Source organism: Streptomyces sp. NBC_00525, assembly GCF_036346595.1.
Taxonomy (GTDB): Bacteria; Actinomycetota; Actinomycetes; order Streptomycetales; family Streptomycetaceae; genus Streptomyces.
Genome location: NZ_CP107835.1, coordinates 153,665 through 174,724, shown reverse-complemented (window position 1 = coordinate 174,724; position 21,060 = coordinate 153,665). Strand labels below are relative to the sequence as shown.

The following is a 21,060-nucleotide window of genomic DNA, read 5'->3' as shown; positions in this document are numbered from 1 at the left end:
CTCCGGCGCGGCGCCGCCTGTGCCGGTGTCCCGCACCGGCGCGCACGACCGCGCCACGTCGAGGCCGGCGGCGGATGCCACCGGAATCCGCCTCGACCGGCGGCCGTGTCAACGACCCTGTCCGGAACGGCTCGTGGCCGGCCTGGGACCTGCTGGAGCCGCGCCGGAGCGGGACCGGAGCACCCCTTCCGCCGTCCGGGGGCCGGGCGGGGGCCGCACTCCCCCGGGCAGGCACGATCCGCGCGCGGCGGCCTCCGGGAGCGGGCGCGGGCACCGGCCGGGCCGTCCGCCGGCTTGAGCACGGCTCCAGCCGGGGCCCCGACACTCGTCCCGCCGCCCACCCGGTCACCCCCGTCCTGGTGGGCGGCACGTGTGCCCGCCCCCATTCCGGCACGGCTCCCCTCTCCGGCTCTCCTGCCACGCCCCCCACCGCACGGCTCCAGCCGCGAGCCACCGGCCCCACAGTGACGCTCCACCCGACCTTGAGGGTTCCTTGAGAGATCGGGCGGACGGTGGCCCCTACACGGCTCGTCGCGGCACCGCTCCGGCGGTCCGCCGGCCGTGACCCGTGACGTTCCGGCGCCCGCACCCGACCGTGCCGTGCCCCGGTGCGCCACTCCCCCGCCGCCGATCCGGCGGCCAGCCCCTGGAGGCGAGTGCCCTGAACCCATTCGGCTTCGTCCGTGTCCTGTGGGACGGATTTGTCGCCCTCGGACTCATGCACACCGGCGAAAGCACACTGCGGGGCTGTCCGGACCGCGACCCGGTCCACGACGGCCCGCCGCCCGGCCACCCCGAGCGGCTGCGCCCCGACCTGCCGCTGACCGGGTACGAGGAACGGCTGCGGCGCCAGCTGGGCCACTCGCCGTATGCCGGCGGCCCCCTCTGAGACGAGCGGGTCAGGCTCCGGCGGCCCGCACCACGGCGGCGGAGTTGAACCCGCCCCGGCCGCGGGCGAGCACCAGCGCCGTCCGCAGGCCGGGCAGTTCCCGCGCCGCCCCGGTCACCAGGTCGATCCCGTAGTCCGCGGCGGGCCGTACGGTCCCGGTCGTGGGCGGTACGACCCGGTCGCGCAGCGCGAACAGCGCGGCCGCCATGTCGAGCGAGGAACCGCCCGCGCCCAGCCGCCCGGTCATCGACTTGGGGGCCGTCACCGGCACCCCGTACGGGCCGAACAGCGACGTCAGCGCCGCAGCCTCGGCCCGGTCGGCGTCCCGTTCGCCGGCCGCGTCCGCGAAGACCACGTCCACCTCGTGCGGCGCCACCCCCGCGTCGGCCAGCGCGAGTTCCGCCGCGTCGCGCAGCCGCGGCAGGTCGTCGCCGCCGTCGAAGGTGGCCGCGCAGCCCGCCACCACGCCGTACACGTGCGCCCCGCGCGCCGCGGCCGCGGCCGCGTCCTCCAGGACCAGCAGCGCCCCGCCCTCGCCCACCACATGACCGCCGGCCGCCTCGTCGAAGGGCAGGTAGGCGCGGTCCGGGTCGGCGGCCGTGGTCATCCGGCCGTCCGCGAGGTGGGCGGCCCAGCCCCACGGGCACAGGGCCGAGTCGACCCCGCCGGCGACCATCAGGCCCACGCCCTTACGGATCTCCCGGCGGGCCCGGGCCACGGCGTCGATGCCGCCGGCCTGCTCGCTGACGACCGCGGTACCGGGGCCGCGCAGGGTGTGCCGGATGGAGATCTGGGCCGTACCGGCGGCGTGGAACCAGGCGAAGGACTGGTAGGCGCTGACGTACGCGGCGCCCTTGCCCCACAGCGCCTCCAGCCCGCGCTGCCCGAACTCGGTGCCGCCCGCGGTGCTGGCGGTGACGACGCCCGCGCCGTACCGGGGCAGGCCGGCCGGCTCGGCCCCGGAGTCCTCCAACGCCTCCTTCGCCGCCACCAGCCCCAGGCGCGTGACCCGGTCGGTGGAGGGCAGCAGACGGCTGGAGATGTGGTCCTCGTCGACGAACCCGTCGATCTCGCCCGCGATCCGCACCGGGTAGCCGGAGGCGTCGAAGCGGCTGATCGGGCGGATGCCGTTCTTCCCCGCCAGCAGCGCCCGCCACCAGGACTCGGCGCCGAGCCCGTTGGGGGCGAGCACTCCGATGCCGGTGACCACCGCGTCGGCGGGCGGGCGCTCGCTCTCCTCGCCGGGCCACTCCAGTCCGGCGATCCCCTCACCGCTTCTCATGCCGCCTCCCGCAGCCGGGGCCGGGTCAGGACCGTCGCCGCGTGGAACCCGCCGAAGCCGCTCGCGACGCTCAGTACGGTGCTGGTGCGCTGCTCGCGCGCGAACAGCGGGGTGTAGTCCAGATCGCAGGTCGGGTCGGGTTCGTACAGGTTCGCCGTCGGCGGCACCGTGCTGTGCCGGATGGCGAGCACGCTGGCCGCGACGTCCAGGGCCCCCGCCGCGCCCAGCGCGTGCCCGATCATCGACTTGATGGAGCTGACCGGGACCCGCCAGGCGTGTTCGCCGAGGCCCACCTTGAAGGCGTGGGTCTCGTGCCGGTCGTTGTGCCGGGTGCCGGCGCCGTGCGCGTTGACGTAGTCCACGTCCACCGGGTTGAGCCGGGCGGTGTCGAGCGCGGCCCGGATGGCGTCGGCCATCTCCTCCCCGCCCGGCCGCAGTCCCGTCATGTGGTGGGCGCTGCTGTACGAGGCGAAGCCGGACAGCTCCGCGTACACGTGGGCCCCGCGCCGCCGGGCGTGCTGGAGTTCCTCCAGGATCACCACGGCCGCGCCCTCGCCGAGGACGAACCCGTCGCGGGTGCGGTCGAACGGCCGCGACGCGGTCCCCGGTTCCTCGTTGCGCGGGCTGGTGAGCCTGATGCGGTCGAAGCAGGCCATCGCGATCGGGGAGATCGGCGCCTCCGCGCCGCCCGCGATCATCATGTCGGCGCTGCCCTCGCGGATCAGCTCGGCGGCGTGCCCGATGGCGTCCAGGCCCGAGGTGCAGCCGCTGGAGACCACGCCGACCGGGCCCTGCGCCCCGCTGTCGCGCGCCACCTCTGCGGCGAGGGAGCCGACCATGAAGTAGTCGTGCAGGTGCTCGGCCGCCTTGGAGTGGTCGACGGTCCAGGACCCGCCGAAGTCGCTGAGCAGGGCGTACTGCGTGACCAGTCCGGTGGTGCAGCCGGCCGCGCTGCCCAGGCTCACACCGGTGCGCAGCGGGTTCCCGGCCGCCAGGACGTCGGCCAGGCCGCTGTCCCGCACCGCCTCGCGGGCGCTGACCAGCGCGAACTGGGCGGCCCTGTCGAGGCGTTCGGTGTCGGCGAGGGAGAAGCCGTGGGCGATGGGGTCGAAGTCGACCTCGGCGGCCACCCGTGAACGGTGCCGGGAGGCGTCGAAGAGGGTGACACCGCGCGTCGCGGTGCGTCCCGATGTGAGCAGCGACCAGAAGGCGCCGGTACCGATCGCGCCGGGGGCGACCACGCCCACGCCGGTGATGACGATCCGCCTCACCGCTCACCGCCGGTGGTGCGGTCCGCGGCCGGTCCGGCTTGCGGGGTGCCCTTCGTCAGCGCGGCGCGCTCCCGGCAGGCGTCCCCGATCATCGCGGGCAGCGCGGTGTTCCCGGCGAAGAAGTGGTCGCCGATCAGGGTGCGCACGGTGATGGGGCCGGTGGTCCACCGCCGCCATTCCTGGAGCGCGGTCGGGACGGCGAGCGGGTCGTCGCTGCCGGCGAAGACGAGCAGGGGTACGTTCACGGGTCCTCCGGTGACAGGGTCCAGGGCCGCCTGCCGCAGGGCCTTGGCCAACCGCAGGTCGTCGCGCAGGACGGGCAGCACGGAGCGGTGCCACAGGCCGCCGGGGCGGGCGGCGGGCCCCTTCGGCAGCGAGCCGAGGGCTCCGAGGAGCGGCAGCAGCTGCTCGTCGGGAGCTTCGGCCGCGCCGATCAGCGCGGCCGTGGCGTGCGGCGGCAGGCAGGCGCCGACCGCGAGGAACAGGGGCGGGGGCGCGCCCTCCTGGGCCAGCGCCCGGGTCAGGGTGTAGGCCACCAGCGCCCCCAGACTGTGCCCGTACAGCGCGTACGGGCCGGAGCGCGCCGCGTCGAGCAGCGGGCCGAGGAGGTCGGCCAGGAGTCCGGCGCGGTCGGTGACGCGGGGCTCCCGTCTGCGGCCGTCCCGGCCCGGAAGCAGCAGGGCCGCCACATCCACCGCGGGACCGGCCGCGAGGGACCAGCGCTGGTAGCTGGCCACGCCCGCGCCCGCGTGGGCGAGACAGTGAAGCCGTACCCGCTGCTCCACCACCTCGTCGACCGCCGTCAGCGAAGCCATCCGTCATCCTCCTCCGGGAAAGCTGCTCCGGCGTGCTCGCCGGGCGGCGCACCGGCCGCGCCCCGAGTCTCGCGACCGCCGCTGGAGCGGAACTCGACCCGCACCGGCACCGGCCCGCCGGCTCAGGCCGCGTACAGGTCGAAGGTCGAGGAGTGGCGCGGCCCGGCGACCACGTCCAGGCGCGGGTCGACCGCGAGCATCGCCAGGTGCAGCCGCTGGAGCTGCGGCGAGGGCTCGACACCGAGTTCGTCGATCAGCCGCTGACGCATCCGGCGGTAGACGTCGAGCGCGGAGGCCTGCCGGCCGGAGCGGTAGAGCGCGACCATCGCCTGCGAGTGCAGTCCCTCGTGCTGGGGGTGGCGGGCGATCAGATCGGTGAGTTCGGCAATCAGTTCGACGTGCCGGCCCAGCCGCAGGTCGGCGTCGATCCTGCGCTCACGCGTCACCAGCCGGCTCTCCTCCAGCCGCATGACCTCGATGTCGAGGATCGGGCCCACGCGTACGTCGACCAGCGCGGGGCCCTCCCACAGGTCGAGGGCGTCGCCGAGACACTTGGAGGCGCGTGCGTCCTCGCCGCTCTCGAACGCCTGCCGGCCCTCGGCCACCAGGGACTCGTAGGTGTGCACGTCGACGGAGTCGGCCGGGATCTGGAGCAGATAGCCGCCGTAACGGGTGGCCAGCACGTCCTTGGCGGAGCCGGGGACGTCCGGGCCCATGGCGGTGCCCAGCCGACGGCGCAACTGGAGGATGTACGTCTGGAGCGTGGTGAGCGCGCTCTGCGGCAGATCGGCGCCCCAGATCTCCTCCATCAGGGTGGGCACGGGCATGACCCGGCCCGGGTAGAGGGCGAGCAGCGCCAGAATCTGGCGGGGTTTGCCGGCGGTCGGGACGATGGATATCCCATTGACCTCGGCATCCAACGGACCCAGGACTTTAATCTTCATGATTCCCCTCCCAGCCTTGCCAGGCCGCCATAGCTTTCCGGCCGGTTGTGAACCTTTCGATACTGCCTTAATCCGGCCGTTTCTGGCTTTTCGATGGACCAGAGGCCAGGTGCACCATACCCTTCGGCACCCACCCCCCTCCGGCGATCGAGTACGGCTCTGGCGTATCTCCAATGACTTCCGAGATATGCCGCTGATACGCCGCCGGCAATCAACGGGCGAACAAAGATCCGTTCCTCCCACATCTTTTCGGACGCGGTACGCGCTGTTAGCTTTCCGGCCATGGCGACCGACACGACGGCGCACGGCGCCGACCCGCTCCCGCGCAGACTGCCCGCCCCGGCCGGCCTGGGCACCGCCCCTGGAACACCTGAGCTGCCGGGGCTTCCCGACGCGAAAATCCTGCTCGGCATACTGGGCCTCTGGTACCGGCAAGGGGTCCAGGCGGGCTTCCCCGATCTGACGGTCGGCCGTTTGGGAACCCGGCCTGAGAAATCCTCGAGAAACCCTTCAGAGTTCCCGGTGGCCCGGTCGCACACCGAACGCCGTGCGACCGGAACCCCTACGCTCCGATAGGAGAGGAAGGGGCCGCGTCCTTTTCGGATGGAATACCGGGAACGGATCTCCGGCCGCAGAGCCCTCGGGCCTCCCCCTGCGAGGATGAGATGGAGTTTCGAATACTGGGTCCGGTCCAGGTCTTCGACGAGCGGACCGGCGTTCCGATCGTGCCGTCCGGCGCCAAACAGCGCGCCCTGCTCGGCGCGCTCGTCGTCAAGGCCGGCCAGGCCGTATCCGCGGACCGGCTCGTCGACGAATTGTGGGGCGAACACCCGCCCGTCAACGCCGCCAACGCCCTCCAGGCCCATGTCGCGCGACTGCGCCGGCTGCTGCCCGACCCGCCGCCGGCCGCCTCCGAGGGGGCGCCCCACGCATGGCTGGTGACCCGCGCGCCCGGATACGTCCTGCGGCTCGGGCACGCCGGCACCGACGCCCGGAACTTCCACCGCCTGGCCGCCGAGGGACGCGGTCTCGCGCCCACCGACCCCGGCCGCTCGGCCGATGTGCTGCGCCGGGCCCTGGCGCTGTGGCGCGGCCCCGCCCTGGAGGGCAGCGGCCGGGGCACGATCTGTTCCGTCGAGGCCTCGCTGCTGGAGGAGAGCCGGCTCGTCGCGCTCGAATCGCTGTACACGGCGTGCCTGGGCGCGGGGCGGGCCGGCGAGATCACGGGCGAGCTGGAGGAGCTGACCACCGCTCACCCGTTGCGCGAGCGCTTCCATGAGCTGCTGATGACCGCGCTGTACCGGTGCGGCCGCCAGGCGGAGGCCCTGTGGGTGTACAACCGCGCGCACCGCCGGCTCGTCCGCGATCTGGGCGTGGAGCCCGGCCCGCTGCTGCGCGGCCGCATGGAGGCGATCCGCCACGACCCGGACCCCGTACCGGCCCGCCCCTCCGGGGACGACGAGGGTGCGAGCGTGCGCCTGCTGCGTACGGAACTCGCCGATCTGCGCCGTCACATCGAGCGCCTGACGCGTGAACAGCGGGAGCTGACGGACCGCCTGGAGGCGCTCACCGCGACGCACGCGCCCACCTCCTGACCGGTCGCGCCGCGTCGGTCGACGGGCCGGAAGGCTCCGGCCTGTGCCCGGACCGCCGCGCGCCGCGACGACGCGCGGGCCCTCGACCCGATCCGCGTTCAGCGATCCGGCCAAGGGCCCGCGCACCGGGCGGGCGCGGTTCCGTGTACGGCTCCGCCCGCCCCTCACCTCGTCACCGCACCACGAGCCGTCCCTTGGCCGTTCCGGTGGCGGCGGCCACCGGAACGGGCTCGGGACGCGCCGTGAGGATGAAGCGCTGGAGCCGGCTCAGCGCGGCCGACGGCTCCAGGCCCAGCTCCGAGACGAGGACCGTGCGCAGCCGCTGGTAGACGTTGAGCGCCTCGCCGCGGCGCCCGGAGCGGTGCAGCGCCAGCATGAACTGGCCGTGCAGGCTCTCGTGCATCCGGTGCCGGTTGACCAGGACGGTGAGTTCGGAGAGCAGTTCGCGGTGGCGGCCCAGCCGGAGGTCGGCCTCGATGCGCTGGTCGAGCGCGCACAGCCGGGCCTCGTCCAGGCGCCGGACCTCCATCTGGATCTGGCTGCCGGCCTGGACGTCGGTGAGCACGGGCCCGGTCCACAGCGACAGGGCGTCCGCCAGCCGGCGTGAGGCGCCCTCGTGGTCCTCGCCGTCCATCGCCCGGTAGCCGGCGCCGGCCCGGTGCTCGAACTCCCGGTAGTCGACGGCCCCTCCCCTGGTCTCCAGCCGGTAGCCGCCGGGCAGGGTGCTCAGGACGTCCTTGGCGGTACAGCGTTCGCTCTCGCCGTGTGCGAGCGCCGCGCCGATCAGCTCACGCAGCTGGAGCACGTACGTCTGGAGCGTCGTACGGGCGCTGCGCGGCGGGTTCTCGCCCCACAGCTCCTCGATCAGCGTGGCCACCGGGACCACCTGGTCGGCGTGGAGCGCGAGCAGGGCCAGCACCTGGCGCGGTTTCGGCGCGGTCGGCGTGACCGAGATCCCGTTCTCGGTGACGGACAGCGCTCCGAGCAGGTTGATGTCCACGTACTCCCCCAAAGGTCGCTGCAGGCGGGTGCCCGGCCTGCGCGTTCCCGCGTTGCCCGTTCTGCCGGGGCCGGATCGCGATGGCGCGTCCTGGCTACTCGATAAAAAAACAGCACAGTCGGTTTGTCAATCCCATAGGGTTCAAGACAAGCCCCCGACATCGATCTCCGGCCACACTCAGCCCGCGCTCCACTCCCCCTCAACCGCCCGGAGTCCGGCATCCCAGCAGTTCAAAACGCACAATTGCCACCCTGGAGCAGCCCTGCGCAGCGAAAGCCGGCCACTACGACGTGGCCGAATCCGATGCCAGGGAGCCCAGGGTGGCAGGCGGCGCGTCGCCATCTCATGGAGGCGCGCCACTAAAACAAACCAGATGGTCTCTTCAGTGGGTACGGAATGTCTCAAAGATCCCTCGAAGACGGACAGACCCTGGGGCCTGTCCGCCGGGGGTCCTAGGGTCTCCCCCGGGTTCCTGCGGGGTCCAGCGTTCCGAGCAGGGCCGGTGCGGCCAGGGCCGGGAGCAGCAGTTCCCAGAACCGCGCGACCGTGCGGGGGGCCAGCCAGACGGCGTCCCGGGCGCCCAGCACCTCGAAGCCCGCGATCGCGCCCACGACCGCCGTCACGATCCCCTCCGGCTCGGCGCCGGGCCGCAGTTCGGCCGCCGCGCCGGCTTCCCGCACGAGGTCCTCGACCCAGCGCCGCAGGTGCACCCGGAGGTCCGCCCCCGGTTCCCACGCCACGTCGGCGCAGAGCACGAACCCGGCCCGCAGCACCACGTCGGTGGTCAACTCGCGTGTGAGCGCGTGCGTGACGTCGACGAGGTGCTGCAGCCGGCTCCGCGCGTCCGCCGGGGCCTCCAGCACCGCCCGCAGCCGGGCGAGCGCGGCGGCTTCCAGGGCCTCCACCAGGGCCCCCTTGCTGACGAAGTGGAAGTGCAGCGCGCCGTTGCTCACTCCTGCCCGCTTACTGATCCCGGTGAGCGAGGTGGCCGCCAGCCCCTCCTGGGCGACGATCTCGGCGACCGCCCCGATCAGGGCTTCCCGGGTGCGCATCGCGCGTTGCTGCCGTGCCATCGAGCGCTCCGTTACTGCGGGGGGTTGCCGTGCTTGCGGGCCGGTACGTCGGCGTGCTTGGTGCGGAGCATCGTCAGCGCGCCGATGAGCACCTCACGGGTGTCGGCGGGGTCGATGATGTCGTCGACGAGCCCGCGTTCGGCCGCGTAGTACGGGTGCATCAGCTCGGCCTTGTACTCCTTGACCATCTGGGCCCGGGTGGTCTCGGGGTCGTCCGACTCGGCGATCTGCCGGCGGAAGATGACGTTGGCGGCGCCCTCGGCGCCCATCACGGCGATCTCGTTGGTGGGCCAGGCGTAGGTGAGGTCGGCGCCGATGGACTGGGAGTCCATGACGATGTAGGCCCCGCCGTACGCCTTGCGCAGGATCAGGCTGATCCGGGGCACGGTCGCGTTGCAGTACGCGTAGAGGAGCTTCGCGCCGTGCCGGATGATGCCGCCGTGCTCCTGGTCCACGCCGGGCAGGAAGCCGGGTACGTCCAGAAGGGTGATGATCGGGATGTTGAAGGCGTCGCACATCTGGACGAACCGTGCGGCCTTCTCGGACGCCTCGATGTCCAACACGCCTGCCAGCGCCTGCGGTTGGTTGGCGACGATGCCGACGACCTGGCCGTTGAGCCGGGCCAGGGCGCAGATGATGTTGCGGGCCCAGCGCTCGTGGATCTCCAGGTAGTCACCGTCGTCGACGATCTCCTCGATGACCTTGTGCATGTCGTACGGGCGGTTGCCGTCGGCCGGTACGAGGTCGAGCAGCACCTCCGAGCGGCGGGTCTGCGGGTCGGAGCACGGCTCGCACGGCGGGTACGCGCGGTTGTTCTGCGGGAGCATCGACAGCAGGTAGCGGACCTCGGCGATGCAGGTCTCCTCGTCGTCGTACGCGAAGTGCGCGACGCCCGAGGTCTCGGCGTGCACGTCGGCGCCGCCGAGGCCGTTCTGCGTGATCTCCTCGCCGGTCACGGCCTTCACGACGTCCGGGCCGGTGATGAACATCTGCGAGGTCTCGCGGACCATGAACACGAAGTCCGTCAGGGCCGGACTGTAGGCCGCCCCACCCGCGCACGGGCCCAGCATCACGCTGATCTGCGGGATGACGCCCGAGGCACGCGTGTTGCGCTGGAAGATCCCGCCATAACCGGCGAGCGCCGAAACACCCTCCTGGATACGGGCACCCGCGCCGTCGTTCAGCGACACCAGCGGCGCACCCGCCGCGATGGCCATGTCCATGATCTTGTGGATCTTCGTGGCGTGGGCCTCGCCCAGCGCACCGCCGAAGATCCGGAAGTCATGCGCGTACACGAAGACCGTGCGGCCCTCCACCGTCCCCCAGCCGGTGATCACACCGTCCGTGTACGGCTTCTTCGCCTCCAGACCGAAACCCGTCGCCCGGTGCCGCCGCAGCTGCTCGACCTCGTGGAACGACCCCGGGTCCAGAAGCAGTCCGATGCGCTCACGGGCCGTCAGCTTGCCCTTGGCGTGCTGCGCCTCGGTCGCCCGCTCACTCGGACCACCGGCCGCCTGTGCGCGGACCGCGTGCAGTTCGGCCACACGCTCGTGAGCGTTCGCCGCTTCCGCGGAGGCCCGAGGAATGTCATTCACAACTGTCACGACACGTCCCTTCCTCTCAAGGTGCGGCCCGATCGACGCCACCATAACAAACCGCGCATGCGGTTTGTATAGCGCGGCTGGTACGCACACGAATCAGTCGTGGGTGAAGTGGGCCGGCCCTATCGCCAGCTGTACGGAGAGCAGTAGCTCTCGAGGGGGCGCTCGGGCCGCCACGGCGGAACCTCGGGCAGCTCGGCGTCGCCGGCCTCGTCCTCCCGCCCCGCCAGCAACGCACACAGCACCACGGCGACCGCGGCCAGTTCCTCGTCGTCGGCGTGCCCGCGCTCCACCCGGAACGCGGGCGTCACGGTGTCGAAATCGCCCATCAGCCCTCCTCAAACCTGTGGCCCACCGTCCGGCACTCGGCTTGAGAAGTCCTGCCGTTCCTCTGGAGATCCGCTGGAGCCCACACCGCACCCGCGTCGCGCCTCGCGCCCGGCACGTTGAAGGGGCTGCGCATTATTACGGCGTAATAATGCGCAGCCCCTTCGGCAGCGGTCAGGGTGGCGTAGTGCGGGAACAGGGCGTCGATGTCCGTCGTGCAGAGCGTGAGACGGACCAGATCGGCCAGGGTCATGTCGGCCCCGGCGAACACCGCTTCCAGGTTGTCGAGGCCGAGGGCCAGTTGAGCGGCCATGTCTCCCTCGTGCCTCGGGTTGCCCTCGGCGTCGGTGGCAGTCTGGCCGGAGCAGTAGCCGCGATGGCGGAGATCCGGCGCGCGGTGCTCACCGGGCGGAAGCTGCGCATCCAGTACACGGCCACGGGCCAGGAGGCCCGTCCGCGCACCGTGGACCCGGTGGGGCTGGTGGCGGTCCGGGAACGCGGGTACCTGCTGGCCCTGCGAGCGGGCGAGGAGCGTACGTACCGGCTGTCGCGGGTGCTGGCGGCCGAGGCCATCGGAGAGCCGGCGGAGCGGCCGGGGACGGTGGATCTGGAGCGGCCCTGGCGGCAGCGGTGCGCGCGGTTCCTGTCCGAGGGGCATCTCGCGGTGTCGGTGCGGGTGGCTCCTCAGTGCTCTCCCCCGCGTCCCTGCGGACGGTCCTGCACGGGCGGGCCGCCGCGCTCGCCGCTCATTACGCGGACCCGGCCCCGGATATTACGCCGTAATAATCGGGAGGCCGGCCCCGGATATTACGGCGTAATAATCCGGGACCGGCCTCCGTGGCGGCGGCTAGCGGGCGTCGGCCGCCGGGGCCTGCTCCGCCCGCATCCGCTTGGATTCCTCGATCTTGTAGTCGACGAGCAGCTCCGTCAGCTTGCGCCTGGACTGGACGTCGAGCTCGGCGATGATCAGGTTCGTCAGGGTGTGCGGGTCGGTCGAGGGCAGCCGGGCGGGGGGCTCCGTGGGCGGCTGCCGGTTCTGCTTGGGGGCGCGGGGCTTCTGGGCGCGGCTCGCCTTCAGCTGCTGGAGGTGGGCCTCCTGCTCCTCGGCCTTCTTCTTGCCGACCAGGCGCAGCGTGGCGGCGGATTCCTCGCCGGACTGGAGCTTCTCCTTGAGTGAGGGGGTCAGGGTGAGCAGCGCGAGGCGCTGGGAGACCCAGCCCTGGGAGCGGTGCAGCCGGGCGGCGAGGGCTTCCTGGGTGCCATGGATCTTCAGGAGCTGGTCGAGGGCCCTGGCCTCGTCGAGGTGGTTGAGCTCCTGGCGGTGGATGTTGGCGACGAGCGCCGATTCCAGTATTTCGTCGGGGTTGCTGCCCAGGTTGTCGTCGAGCATCACCTTGATCTCGGTGAGGCCGGCTTCGCGGGCGGCGGCGAGGCGGGAGTTGCCGTCGATGACGACGTACTTGGTGCCGGGTTCGAGGTCGGCCTCGCGGTCCGGGTTCCCTTCGAGGTAGGCGAAGCGGCCCATGATGCTGATGGCGGTCTTCTGGCCGTGGTCGCGCAGGCTGTTGCCGAGGTCGGTGAGGTCGCCGAGGTCGGACCTGGGGTTGTCGGGGTTGAGGCTGATGACGTCGACGGGGAGTTCGACCGGGGGAGGGGCGCCCTCGGTGGGGGCGGCGGCGACCTGGTTGATGGCGGCGCGCCGGGCGCTGATGGACTGGGTCTGGCCGAAGGAGGAGCCGGCGCCGAGCCGGGATGCCTTGCTCATGAGATCTCCCGGGCGAGGGCGCGCAGACCGACGGCCTGGTCGCAGCGGGGGGAGTAGGCGAGCAGGGGCTGCTTCACGCGTACGGCCTCCTTCTGTTCCTTGAGGTCGCCGATGACACCGACGACCCTGGGGTCCTTTATGTCCATCCAGGAGTTGAGGGACGAGGTGGCGATGTAGCCGCGGCGGGCGTCGTAGTGGTTGACGACGATGCCGAGGTAGTCGAGTTCGAGGTGCATGTCGTCGCGCAGGTCCTCGATCTGGGAGGTGAGGAGTCCGTAGGCGTCGGCGGAGCTGTCCTCGGCCTGGACGACGACGAGCACACCGGAGTTGCCGGGGGCTTCGCCCTGGCGGCGGCGGCCGTAGTAGGCGGCGGCGTCCATGCTGAGGCCGAGGCTGGGCGGGCAGTCGATGATGACGGCGTCGTAGTCGGCCTCGATGGCGGACAGGGCGCGTTCCAGGGCTGCTTCACGGGCCCGGACCCCGGAGAGCTTGACGTCGAGGAGGAAGGCGTCGGTGCAGGCCGGCAGGAGGTGGAGGCGGTCGCCGAAGCGCGGGTCCTCGATGCGGACGACGAGGTCGGCGAGGTTGCCCTTGGCCTCGCCCGCCATGTGCTTGGTGAGGCTGTCGCCCTCGATGGGCAGGGGCTCGTGGCCGAGCTGCTTGGTGAGGTGGCACTGGGGGTCGAAGTCGACGAGGAGGACGCGCAGTCCGAGGCCGGGCAGGTCCTCGTAGTCGAGGGGGGAGGGGTGGTCGTCCTCGGCGAGGGCGGCCGCGAAGTGCTTGGAGATGCGGACCGGGTGGAGCGCGCCGGGGTCCTCGGCGAGGGCTTCGCCCGTGCCGGCCGCGATGGCGGTCTTGCCGACGCCGCCCTTCTGGTTGCAGGTGATGATCCTCTTGGGGTGCTCCGGGCGGACGACGGTGGGCGCCGGGTTCGTCTCCAGCCACATCACGACGGACTGGGCGAGGCCCTGGATGAGGGAGACGCCGCGCGAGGCGCAGTCGGCGCGGAACCCGTCCCACTGCCCGTCAGGCAGGAAGGTGGCGAAGGACTTGGCGCCCGCGGTGTCGATGGGGGAGAGGTTGGAGCCGAGCCGCCGCCAGGCTTCGATGCCTGCTTCGACGGCGTGCTGGATGTCGGTCTTGTGCTGGGCTGCCCTGATCTTCAGGTCCTGCTGCAGCACCGAGGGCAGCTTGGAGACGACCTTCTCGCGGTCGCCGGGGGAGGGCGAAGTCATGGCAGTCACCTTACTAACTTCGATGATCCTTCTCGGCATCGACGCGTTAGTTGTGACTGTGTTTTCTTCGAGGACCACTCAAAAGCCCGGCTCCGGAGGGGTCCTGGAGCCGGGCTCGGTGGCCGGGAAGGGGTGCCCGCGCACGGGGGCGACCGGATTATTACGCCGTAATACGTCGGCGGGGCTGGGGGATTATTACGGCGTAATAATCCCCCAGCCCCGTCAGCTGCCCGCCTCCGCCGTCGCGGCCAGACCGCGTTGCGAGCGGGGTGTCTTGTCGCCCACCCGCTTGGGCTCGATGGTGCTCGGGTCGACCGCCTCGCCGGGGGCGCCCTCGTGGTACGGGCCGTCCGGGTCGGCGTCGCGGTCGTGGGGGAGGAGGAAGAAGACCCGGCGCAGATGCAGTCCGCTGTCGGGGTCGGCCTCGGTGTCGGCCTCCAGCTCGGTGTAGCCGACCATGCGCCCGTCCCGTTCGTAGCGGGGCTTTCCCCGGCGGCGGGTGGTCTTGTCGAGCGCCTGGCGTACGTAGTCGAGATTGTCGGGGTTCTCCAGCCAGACCACGGCGTTCTCGTGGTGGAGGTCGCTCTCGTTCAGCAGCGAGCTCATGGCTGCAGCCCCTTAGTGTGTCGGCCGGCCGGGAAGAGGCCGGGGTGGGTGTGAGCACGTTCCCTGGTGGGGGCACCGTGTTCATGGTAGGCCGGATCGGCGGAAGCGTGCCGGGCACGGTGGTCAGGCATGGCTGCTCCGGGAGTCCTCGTCCGCGAGAAGCCCGAGGCCGGGGTAGTACTTCTTGCCGCTGGACTTCATCATGTCGGCGGGCGAGGCGAGGCAGAGTTCCTGGCGGACGCGGGTCGCGAACGCACGGGCCGTCGCGGGCCTGATCCCCTCGCCGGCCCCGCACCAGCTGCTGTACGCCGCGTACAGGAGACCCTGCTCCACCCGCAGGTCCGGGGCCTGGGTGGTGCAGCACTCGGCGAGGAAGCGGCCGATGTGGTCCTCGGTGGTGGCGTAGGCCGCGGTCGCCGAGCGCACCGTGGCGGGGCCGTCCAGCGGGTCACGGGTGGCCAGGTAGAGCTTGGCGCCCTCGATGAGCCACTGCAGGATGCCGGGGCCCTCGCTCTGCACCAGTTCTTTGGCCAGGTTGTCGATCTTGCGGGCCGCCGGGACGACGCGCTCGAACGGGATCAGACGGATACGGCGCCAGAACGCATGGCCGCCGGTGCCTACTTCGGGACGGTGGTTGCCCAGCAGCCAGAGCTTGTGGGTCGGGTTGAAGCTGAAGAAGTCCTGCCGCATCCTGCGGGCCATGATGCGGTCGCCACCGGTCAGCAGCTTCACGCGGGACTCGTCGAACTTGTCGTTCGGCTTCAGCTCCGAGCAGACCACGATGCGCCGCCCGTGCAGCTCGGTCAGCTCCGTGGAGTGCTCGGAGAACTTGCCCTTCTCCATGAGGAAGCCCGGCGGCGCGGCCTGCGCGTAGTCGCCGAGGATCTGCGTCATGACGTCCAGCAGCACGGACTTGCCGTTGGCGCCGGTCCCGTAGAGGAACGGCAGCACCTGGGCCCCGACGTCCCCGGTGACGGAGTAGCCGAGGAGCAGGTGGAGGAAGTGGATGGTCTCCTCGCCCTTGGCGTCGTCGCCGAAGGTGTCGTGCAGGAAGCGGTGCCAGCGCGGGGTGGGCGTCTCCTCGGGCGCCACGCTCGTCGCCCTGGAGTGCATGTCGCCCTCGGGGTCCGGCTTGCGCAGATGCCCGGTGTGCAGATCGACGACCCCGGCCGGGGTGCACAGCGCGTACGGGTCACCGTCCAGGACGTCCGGGTCGAGCGCCAGGGCGGGGGAGGCCTTCGCCTGGGTGAGCATGGCCTTGATGCCCGGCGTCGACATCGAGCGGCGCCGGTGCGCGCGGACCTCCCGGTCGGTGAACTGGCCGGTGGGGTCGGTGGCGGGCATCTGCTCCGCGAGGTCGCCCGCCGCCCACACCGCGGCCTTCTCGCCGCCCGTGCGCTTCCAGCGGTACTGGTCCCAGTGGTACCAGCCCAGGCCCTCGACGTGCCGGAACTGGTCCCCGAACATGACGGCGAACAGCTTGGCGTTGCCCCGGTCCGTGAGCAGCGCGGGCAGACGGCCCTCGGGCAGGGGCGGTTCGCCCGCCGCGGAGGCGTTCTGCTGGGCGGGCAGGCCGGGCATGCCGCCCTCGGTCTCGAGGGCGAGCATCTGCTGCGCGGCGGCAGTGGCGTCGAAGCGCGGGCTGCTCTCGGCGCTGCTCATGGGCGTCCTTCGGGATGGAGCGGGCGGGCTGCGCCGGCGGACAGGGCTGAGGCGATGACGGTGAGGCTGTGCCGGTGGCGGTGCGGGCGCGCCGCGTCGGCGGCTTCGACGAGCAGGTCCCGCGCACGGGGCTCGGCGAGGTGCCCGGCGGCGACGAGGCCGCCCGCCGTGTAGGCGGCCCGGTTGAGCTTCTCGGTGAAGGCCGTGCCCTCGGCCGCCGCCGCGCACGCCCGGACCTCGGCGAGCAGGGGTTCCAGCAGCCGCACGGCCCGTGAGACGCCGCCTGCCGGGCGGACGGGACGGGGTGCGGGGACCCTGGCCGGGGCGGGGCCGGGCGCGTGTCCGGTGCGGCGCAGTTCGACGGCGAGCCAGGGGGGCAGGGGAGCGGGCAGCCGGGCGGACCCGACGGGGGTGTAGGTGCCCGCCGGGGTGCGGGTGGCCGGGGTGACGATGTAGCCGCCGGTGGCCCGGACGTCGACCTGCCAGGCCAGGGCCACCTTGGGGCTGGAGCCCACCGACGAGCGGTAGCGCGGTCCGTCCGGCGCGGTGCGGTACCAGACGTGGAGGCCTCCGGACGGGGTGCGGACGCGAAGGGTGGCCTCGTCGTCCGCGGGGCTCGGCGCGCCGCGCAGCGCGGCCAGGAGGGCGAGGGTGTCGAACCCGGAGGCCAGGCCGGTCAGGTTGACGCTCTCGTGGATCGGAATGCCCGGCAGAAGGCGGTCCCGGTGCGGGACTTCGGCACTGTGTGCGTCGATATCCAGTACGACGAGGCCGGCCGGGCCGCAGGAGACGCCGACCCCGAGGCCGGGGTTGGCACCCCACCAGGCGGCCAGCCGCTCGGGGTCGGTGGTCGCCGCGTGGAAACCGTGGCACCACCTTCCTGCGGGGAGGCAGGGGCAGTCGGCCGGGCGGTGCGGGTCCTCCCGGCAGCCGGGGCAGTTGCCCGCCGGAGTTTTGCGGCCGGCCGCCAGCGGATGGACGGGCCAGCCGTTCCCCGCACACCAACGGGCCATGTCGAAGGGACTCGTGGCCCCCGCCGCGCGCGGGTCACCGGTCTCTCTTTGACGCGGCACGCTGATCGTCCTTGCCGAGGGGCCAACAGGTTTCGTTCAGTCCCGAACAACTCAGTCCCTCGGAGAAAGACCAGGTCAGAGGGGTGCCTCCGACCTGCCGAGGGACTAAAGGGACTGAGTTTTCCAATCCGGATCAGAGCCTACAACAGGCATCCCGGAGCGCACGGGTCTCTTCGCTCCGCGAGTCCCTTCGGTCCCTTGCTCCGAGGAGTCGTAGCCGCACACCGCACGTTTTCGGCCAGCGAGCCGGAGGCCGCCGGAGGAGGGACCGAACGGAGGGACTGAACGTGGAGCCGAGGGACTGGAACTTTCGGTCCCTCTTCGGTCCCTCGGGCAAAACCGCAGGTCAGAGACTTGCGGGCCCAAATCGGAGGGACTGAAGGGACTCAAGTTCGGTAGTTATCAGCGCTTCAGGATAAAGATGATTAATAGAAAGGGAAATATAGGGTGTTTCTACGCGCGAGCGCATACACACGCCTGCATAATCGCTTATAACTACCAACCTTGAGTCCCTTCAGTCCCTTCAGACCCTGATCTCCCCCGACCGCACCCCTCTGACCTGCGGTTTTGTCGGAGGGACCGAAGAGGGACCGAACGCGGAGGGACTGAACCGACGTCAGTCCCCCGCGGCAGCGGCAGGCCGGAACGCGTCCAGGTGGTCGGCCGCCCAGTCCTGGAACGTCCCGGCCGGGCGCCCGAGCAGGCGGGGGAGCGTGGGGTCCACGACCCCCTTGGAGCCGCTGTGCTGCCTTCTGGCGCTCTCCAGGAGGGCGTCGGCGATATCCGCCGGGTAGCGCGCTCCGAGGGCCGTATGGGCCTCCTGGGGGCTCAGCTCGTGGAAGTGGAGCTCCAGGCCCAGGAGCCGGGAGAGCTGAGCCGTCTGCGCGGCGGCCGAGAGCGGCTGAGGGCCGGTCAGGGTGTAGGCCCGGCCCGCGTGGTCTCCCGCAGGCCCGGTGAGGGCCCGTACGGCCGCCTCCGCCACGTCCCTGGGATCGACGCAGGCGTTCTCGGAGAAGCCGTACGCCGCGCGCACCGTACGATCGGCACGGATGGAGCGGGCCCAGGACAGGGTGTTCGACATGAAGGCGCGGGGGCGCAGCAGGGTCCAGGCCGTTCCGGAGGCGCGCAGCAGGTCTTCGTTGTGGCGCTGGCGACGGGTGATCAGATCATCGGCTCCGGGGTCGGTGACGGCGGCCGCGGAGAGCTTGACGATGTGCCGGACGCCGGCCGCGCGGGCCGGGTCCAGGAAGCGGGTGTCGTCGTCGCCGTCGGGGTTGGTGACCAAAAAGGCGGTGCGGACGTTGTGCAGAGCGTCCGTCAGCGAAGCGGGGTCCGTGAAGTCGCCGTGGACGATGTGGGCTGCGGGAGGGGCGCCGGTGACCCGCTCGGGGTGCCTGGCCATGATGCGTACGGGCAGGCCGGCGGGGAGGAGCCGGAGCACTTCACGGCCGATCGTCCCGGTTGCGCCCGTGACGAGGATCATGGTTTCCCTTTCCTGCCGGACATTTCCCCGACCAGGGCGGAGGGAAGGCACCGGCCTGTAAGATACGAACTGGACGGTTTATTTACTCTCCCGCAACCACCCTTGAGGAGGGAGGAGGCAGAGTGGCTGAGCAGCTACGTGCTATCCGCACCCGGCAGACGATTCTTTCGGCGGCGGCCAAGATCTTCGAGGAACAGGGGTACCAAGCAGCCACGATCTCCCAGATCCTCACCGAGGCGGGGGTGACCAAGGGCGCGCTGTACTTCCACTTCCACTCCAAGGAAGACCTCGCCCAGGGCGTCCTCTCCGAGCAGGACCAGCGGATCATCGTGCCGATGCGCGCGTCCAAGGTGCAGGAGGTCGTGGACGTCGTCATGCTGCACGCCCACCGCCTGCAGACCGATCCGATGGTCCGCGCGGGCGTTCGTCTGACGATGGACCAGCAGACGCAGAACCTCGACCGCAGCGGCCCGTTCCTGCGCTGGGGCGAGGTCGGTCTCGACCTGCTCCAGCAGGCGCAGGCCCAGGGCGAGTTGCTGCCGCACATCTCGCCGCCGGAGACGGCCGACGTGCTCGTGGGTTCCTTCGCCGGTATCCAGTCCATGTCACAGGCCGTCTGCGAGTACCGCGACCTGGTGGTGCGGGTGTCCGCCCTGATGCGGCATCTGCTGCCCAGCGCCGTGGTGCCGTCCGTGCTGGCCTCGCTCGACCTCTCCGAGGGCCGGGGCGCCAAGGTGTACGCGGAGGCCGTGAAGGCCGCCGACCTGCGCGACGACGTCCTGGAGACCGCGAGCTGAAAGCAACGGGCGTCCCGCCGGGCCGTGCTCATGGCCGCCCGGCCGGGGCGCCCGCCGCGTTTCCGGAGCCGCCCGGTCCGAAGTACGCCGCCAGCACCCGGTCCAGCTCGCCGTCGCCGGGCACCCAGGCCAGATAGCCGTCCGGCCGGACCAGCGCCGCCTCGTACGGCAGGGCGGCCACGGGGCGCGCCTCGACGGTGTGCAGGATTCCCGCCCACGGCCGGGCGGCCTCCCGGTGACGGCCGGACTTCTCGCCGAGGAGCAGCAGGAGCGGCCGCCCGTCGTGCAGCAGGCGGATGACGTCGGTGTCGCCGTCCGGGGTGCTCAGCGCGGTGTTGGTGAGGTAGGTCCCGGCTGCCGGACCGCCCGCGCCGGTGGGATCGGGCAGGACGGTGTCCTGGGCGCTGATCAGGCCGCCCAGCCGGCCGCTCTCGTCCTCGGACGCGAGGAGCTCGGTGAACAGCGTGCGCAGGGCGTCCGCTTCGGGGCTCTGGCGCATCAGGGCGAGTTGGGCCAGGGTGCCGTCGATCACGCGGCGGGCGAGCGGCCGCCGCTCGGCGTCGTAGCCGGTCAGCAGGTTCTCACCGGCCGTGCCGCGCACCGCGTGGGCCAGCCGCCAGCCGAGGTCGAGAGCGTCCAGGACGCCGGTGCTCAGGCCCTGGCCGCCGATCGGGAAGTGCACATGCGCGGCGTCGCCGACGAGGAAGACCCGGCCCTGTCCGAAGGTGCGGGCCAGCCGGGCGAAGTCGCTGAACCGGCTGAGCCAGCGCGGGGAGTGCATCGCGATGTCGCGGCCCGCGATACGGGCCACCTCCCCGCGCAACTCCTCCAGGGTGACCGGCCGGTGACGGTCCGGGTGGGGGCCGCCGCAGTCGAGCGTACGGAGATGGGCGCGGCCGTCCCCGGTGTGCTTGGCGACGATCCAGCCGCGCGGGGTGCGGTGCCAGCCCTTGGGCAGGTCGCCGGGATCGTCCAGGGTGACCGTCCCCATCAGCGCCGACACCGTCGCCGGGACCGTGTCGGACTCGATGCCCGCCAGCGTCCGGACCGTGCTGCGGGCGCCGTCCGCCCCCACCGCGTAACCGGCGTCGCAGAGCACGGGGCCCGCGGGGCCCTCGGCCGTGACCCGTACGCCGGCCGGGTCCTGGGCGAGGCCGGTGACGCGGTGGCCGCGCAGCACGCGGGCACCGGCCGCCCGGGCCCGCGCCTCCAAGTGCCGTTCCAGGTCGGCCTGGGCGCACTTGAGGACGGGTTCCGGTTCGTGCGGGGGAGCGGTGATGGTCAGGCCGGGCAGCCCCGCGAAGTGGAAGGCGCTCGAAGTGGGCTCCGGCGGATACGGGGCGCGGGCCGGGCCGGGGAGGTGGCCCCGGCGGGCCAGGGACTGCACCGCGCGGGCGTGCAGCGTCGTCGCCTTCGGCTGCCCGGAGACCGACGTCCTCGGCTCCAGGAGTACGGTGTCCACGCCGGCCGCGGCCAGTTCGGCCGCGACGAGCATGCCGACAGGCCCTCCGCCGACCACGAGCACCTCGGCCCGGATGGGATGTTCTCCCCGCACGACGGTGCCTCTCTGTCCTCGGTACTCTCCCGACGACAGAAATATACCGGACGTGCTGTTTTTAATCCATCCCGGCCCGTTCCCCGG

At 72.1% G+C, this 21,060-nt stretch carries 18 protein-coding genes and 2 pseudogenes; 4 read left to right on the top strand and 16 right to left on the bottom strand.

Features of this window, described 5'->3' with window-relative positions:
• Nucleotides 1–568 precede the first annotated feature (568 nt).
• A complete protein-coding gene (locus OG710_RS30640) occupies nt 569–889 on the top strand; it encodes a DUF6059 family protein (RefSeq protein WP_330242529.1) in 321 nt (106 codons plus the stop codon).
• A 10-nt stretch (nt 890–899) separates the two neighbouring features.
• On the opposite strand, the gene OG710_RS30635 is transcribed toward OG710_RS30640, so the two are convergent.
• The 4 genes from OG710_RS30635 to OG710_RS30620 all read right to left on the bottom strand — a co-directional run bounded on the left by OG710_RS30635 (nt 900) and on the right by OG710_RS30620 (nt 5,201).
• Nucleotides 900–2,171: a ketosynthase chain-length factor gene (locus tag OG710_RS30635; RefSeq protein ID WP_330242528.1), complete on the bottom strand. Its 1,272-nt coding sequence runs from the start codon at nt 2,169–2,171 to the stop codon at nt 900–902.
• Nucleotides 2,168–3,442, bottom strand: a complete 1,275-nt coding sequence (locus OG710_RS30630; RefSeq protein WP_330242527.1) for a beta-ketoacyl-[acyl-carrier-protein] synthase family protein — start codon at nt 3,440–3,442, stop codon at nt 2,168–2,170. Before OG710_RS30630 ends, OG710_RS30635 begins: the two co-directional genes overlap by 4 nt.
• Nucleotides 3,439–4,257: a thioesterase II family protein gene (locus OG710_RS30625; RefSeq protein ID WP_330242526.1), complete on the bottom strand. Its 819-nt coding sequence runs from the start codon at nt 4,255–4,257 to the stop codon at nt 3,439–3,441. Before OG710_RS30625 ends, OG710_RS30630 begins: the two co-directional genes overlap by 4 nt.
• 122 nt (nt 4,258–4,379) lie before the next feature.
• Nucleotides 4,380–5,201, bottom strand: a complete 822-nt coding sequence (locus tag OG710_RS30620; protein WP_330242525.1) for an AfsR/SARP family transcriptional regulator — start codon at nt 5,199–5,201, stop codon at nt 4,380–4,382.
• Nucleotides 5,202–5,866: 665 nt separating this feature from the next.
• Here OG710_RS30620 and OG710_RS30615 point away from each other — a divergent pair.
• On the top strand, nt 5,867–6,796 hold the full coding sequence (locus tag OG710_RS30615; protein WP_330242524.1) for a BTAD domain-containing putative transcriptional regulator: 930 nt from the start codon (nt 5,867–5,869) through the stop codon (nt 6,794–6,796).
• 172 nt (nt 6,797–6,968) lie between these two features.
• On the opposite strand, the gene OG710_RS30610 is transcribed toward OG710_RS30615, so the two are convergent.
• The 5 genes and pseudogenes from OG710_RS30610 to OG710_RS30590 form a co-directional block, all read right to left on the bottom strand.
• Nucleotides 6,969–7,796 carry an AfsR/SARP family transcriptional regulator gene (locus OG710_RS30610; RefSeq protein WP_330242523.1) on the bottom strand — a complete coding sequence of 276 codons (828 nt, stop codon included), beginning with the start codon at nt 7,794–7,796 and terminating at the stop codon, nt 6,969–6,971.
• A gap of 452 nt (nt 7,797–8,248) precedes the next feature.
• Nucleotides 8,249–8,869 (bottom strand): TetR family transcriptional regulator, encoded by a 621-nt coding sequence (locus OG710_RS30605; protein ID WP_330242522.1) that lies wholly within the window; start codon nt 8,867–8,869, stop codon nt 8,249–8,251.
• An 11-nt stretch (nt 8,870–8,880) separates the two neighbouring features.
• Nucleotides 8,881–10,518, bottom strand: coding sequence for an acyl-CoA carboxylase subunit beta (locus OG710_RS30600; RefSeq protein WP_443064347.1), 1,638 nt, complete (start codon nt 10,516–10,518; stop codon nt 8,881–8,883).
• A 74-nt stretch (nt 10,519–10,592) separates the two neighbouring features.
• Nucleotides 10,593–10,799, bottom strand: coding sequence for an acyl-CoA carboxylase subunit epsilon (locus tag OG710_RS30595; RefSeq protein WP_330242520.1), 207 nt, complete (start codon nt 10,797–10,799; stop codon nt 10,593–10,595).
• Between the two features lie 152 nt (nt 10,800–10,951).
• Nucleotides 10,952–11,224 (bottom strand): annotated as a pseudogene (locus tag OG710_RS30590) (RidA family protein); the annotation flags it as partial.
• On the opposite strand from OG710_RS30590, the pseudogene OG710_RS31375 reads away from it, so the two are divergent.
• Nucleotides 11,174–11,353, top strand: a pseudogene (locus OG710_RS31375) (WYL domain-containing protein); the annotation flags it as partial. The pseudogenes OG710_RS30590 and OG710_RS31375 sit on opposite strands and share 51 nt — an antisense overlap.
• A 291-nt stretch (nt 11,354–11,644) precedes the next feature.
• On the opposite strand, the gene OG710_RS30580 reads toward OG710_RS31375, so the two are convergent.
• From OG710_RS30580 to OG710_RS30555, 6 genes are all read right to left on the bottom strand, one after another.
• Nucleotides 11,645–12,562 (bottom strand): ParB/RepB/Spo0J family partition protein, encoded by a 918-nt coding sequence (locus OG710_RS30580; protein ID WP_111339886.1) that lies wholly within the window; start codon nt 12,560–12,562, stop codon nt 11,645–11,647.
• Nucleotides 12,559–13,797, bottom strand: coding sequence for a ParA family protein (locus tag OG710_RS30575; RefSeq protein ID WP_111339885.1), 1,239 nt, complete (start codon nt 13,795–13,797; stop codon nt 12,559–12,561). Before OG710_RS30575 ends, OG710_RS30580 begins: the two co-directional genes overlap by 4 nt.
• A gap of 222 nt (nt 13,798–14,019) precedes the next feature.
• On the bottom strand, nt 14,020–14,403 hold the full coding sequence (locus OG710_RS30570; RefSeq protein ID WP_111339884.1) for a DUF6009 family protein: 384 nt from the start codon (nt 14,401–14,403) through the stop codon (nt 14,020–14,022).
• A 123-nt stretch (nt 14,404–14,526) separates the two neighbouring features.
• Nucleotides 14,527–16,065 (bottom strand): DNA primase family protein, encoded by a 1,539-nt coding sequence (locus tag OG710_RS30565; protein ID WP_111339883.1) that lies wholly within the window; start codon nt 16,063–16,065, stop codon nt 14,527–14,529.
• The gene (locus tag OG710_RS30560; RefSeq protein WP_330242636.1) at nt 16,062–17,078 is read right to left on the bottom strand and encodes a bifunctional DNA primase/polymerase; all 1,017 of its coding nucleotides are present in this window, start codon (nt 17,076–17,078) and stop codon (nt 16,062–16,064) included. The genes OG710_RS30565 and OG710_RS30560 overlap by 4 nt, the downstream gene beginning before the upstream one ends.
• Before the next feature lie 676 nt (nt 17,079–17,754).
• The gene (locus OG710_RS30555) at nt 17,755–18,621 is read right to left on the bottom strand and encodes an NAD(P)H-binding protein (RefSeq protein WP_330242519.1); all 867 of its coding nucleotides are present in this window, start codon (nt 18,619–18,621) and stop codon (nt 17,755–17,757) included.
• A gap of 122 nt (nt 18,622–18,743) precedes the next feature.
• On the opposite strand from OG710_RS30555, the gene OG710_RS30550 reads away from it, so the two are divergent.
• Nucleotides 18,744–19,418 carry a ScbR family autoregulator-binding transcription factor gene (locus OG710_RS30550; RefSeq protein ID WP_239225410.1) on the top strand — a complete coding sequence of 225 codons (675 nt, stop codon included), beginning with the start codon at nt 18,744–18,746 and terminating at the stop codon, nt 19,416–19,418.
• A 28-nt stretch (nt 19,419–19,446) separates the two neighbouring features.
• Here the strand turns inward: OG710_RS30550 and OG710_RS30545 are convergent, their stop codons facing one another.
• Nucleotides 19,447–20,973 (bottom strand): FAD-dependent monooxygenase, encoded by a 1,527-nt coding sequence (locus OG710_RS30545; protein ID WP_330242518.1) that lies wholly within the window; start codon nt 20,971–20,973, stop codon nt 19,447–19,449.
• Nucleotides 20,974–21,060 lie beyond the last annotated feature (87 nt).

Bases quoted from the DNA above. Each gene is read 5' to 3' on its own strand.
- OG710_RS30635 (WP_330242528.1), bottom strand. From the start codon at position 2,171: ATGAGAAGCGGTGAGGGGATCGCCGGACTGGAGTGGCCCGGCGAGGAG.
- OG710_RS30625 (WP_330242526.1), bottom strand. From the start codon at position 4,257: ATGGCTTCGCTGACGGCGGTCGACGAGGTGGTGGAGCAGCGGGTACGG.
- OG710_RS30620 (WP_330242525.1), bottom strand. From the start codon at position 5,201: ATGAAGATTAAAGTCCTGGGTCCGTTGGATGCCGAGGTCAATGGGATA.
- OG710_RS30615 (WP_330242524.1), top strand. From the start codon at position 5,867: ATGGAGTTTCGAATACTGGGTCCGGTCCAGGTCTTCGACGAGCGGACC.
- OG710_RS30605 (WP_330242522.1), bottom strand. From the start codon at position 8,869: ATGGCACGGCAGCAACGCGCGATGCGCACCCGGGAAGCCCTGATCGGG.
- OG710_RS30600 (WP_443064347.1), bottom strand. From the start codon at position 10,518: ATGGTGGCGTCGATCGGGCCGCACCTTGAGAGGAAGGGACGTGTCGTG.
- OG710_RS30595 (WP_330242520.1), bottom strand. From the start codon at position 10,799: ATGGGCGATTTCGACACCGTGACGCCCGCGTTCCGGGTGGAGCGCGGG.
- OG710_RS30580 (WP_111339886.1), bottom strand. From the start codon at position 12,562: ATGAGCAAGGCATCCCGGCTCGGCGCCGGCTCCTCCTTCGGCCAGACC.
- OG710_RS30575 (WP_111339885.1), bottom strand. From the start codon at position 13,797: ATGACTTCGCCCTCCCCCGGCGACCGCGAGAAGGTCGTCTCCAAGCTG.
- OG710_RS30570 (WP_111339884.1), bottom strand. From the start codon at position 14,403: ATGAGCTCGCTGCTGAACGAGAGCGACCTCCACCACGAGAACGCCGTG.
- OG710_RS30565 (WP_111339883.1), bottom strand. From the start codon at position 16,065: ATGAGCAGCGCCGAGAGCAGCCCGCGCTTCGACGCCACTGCCGCCGCG.
- OG710_RS30560 (WP_330242636.1), bottom strand. From the start codon at position 17,078: ATGGCCCGTTGGTGTGCGGGGAACGGCTGGCCCGTCCATCCGCTGGCG.
- OG710_RS30555 (WP_330242519.1), bottom strand. From the start codon at position 18,621: ATGATCCTCGTCACGGGCGCAACCGGGACGATCGGCCGTGAAGTGCTC.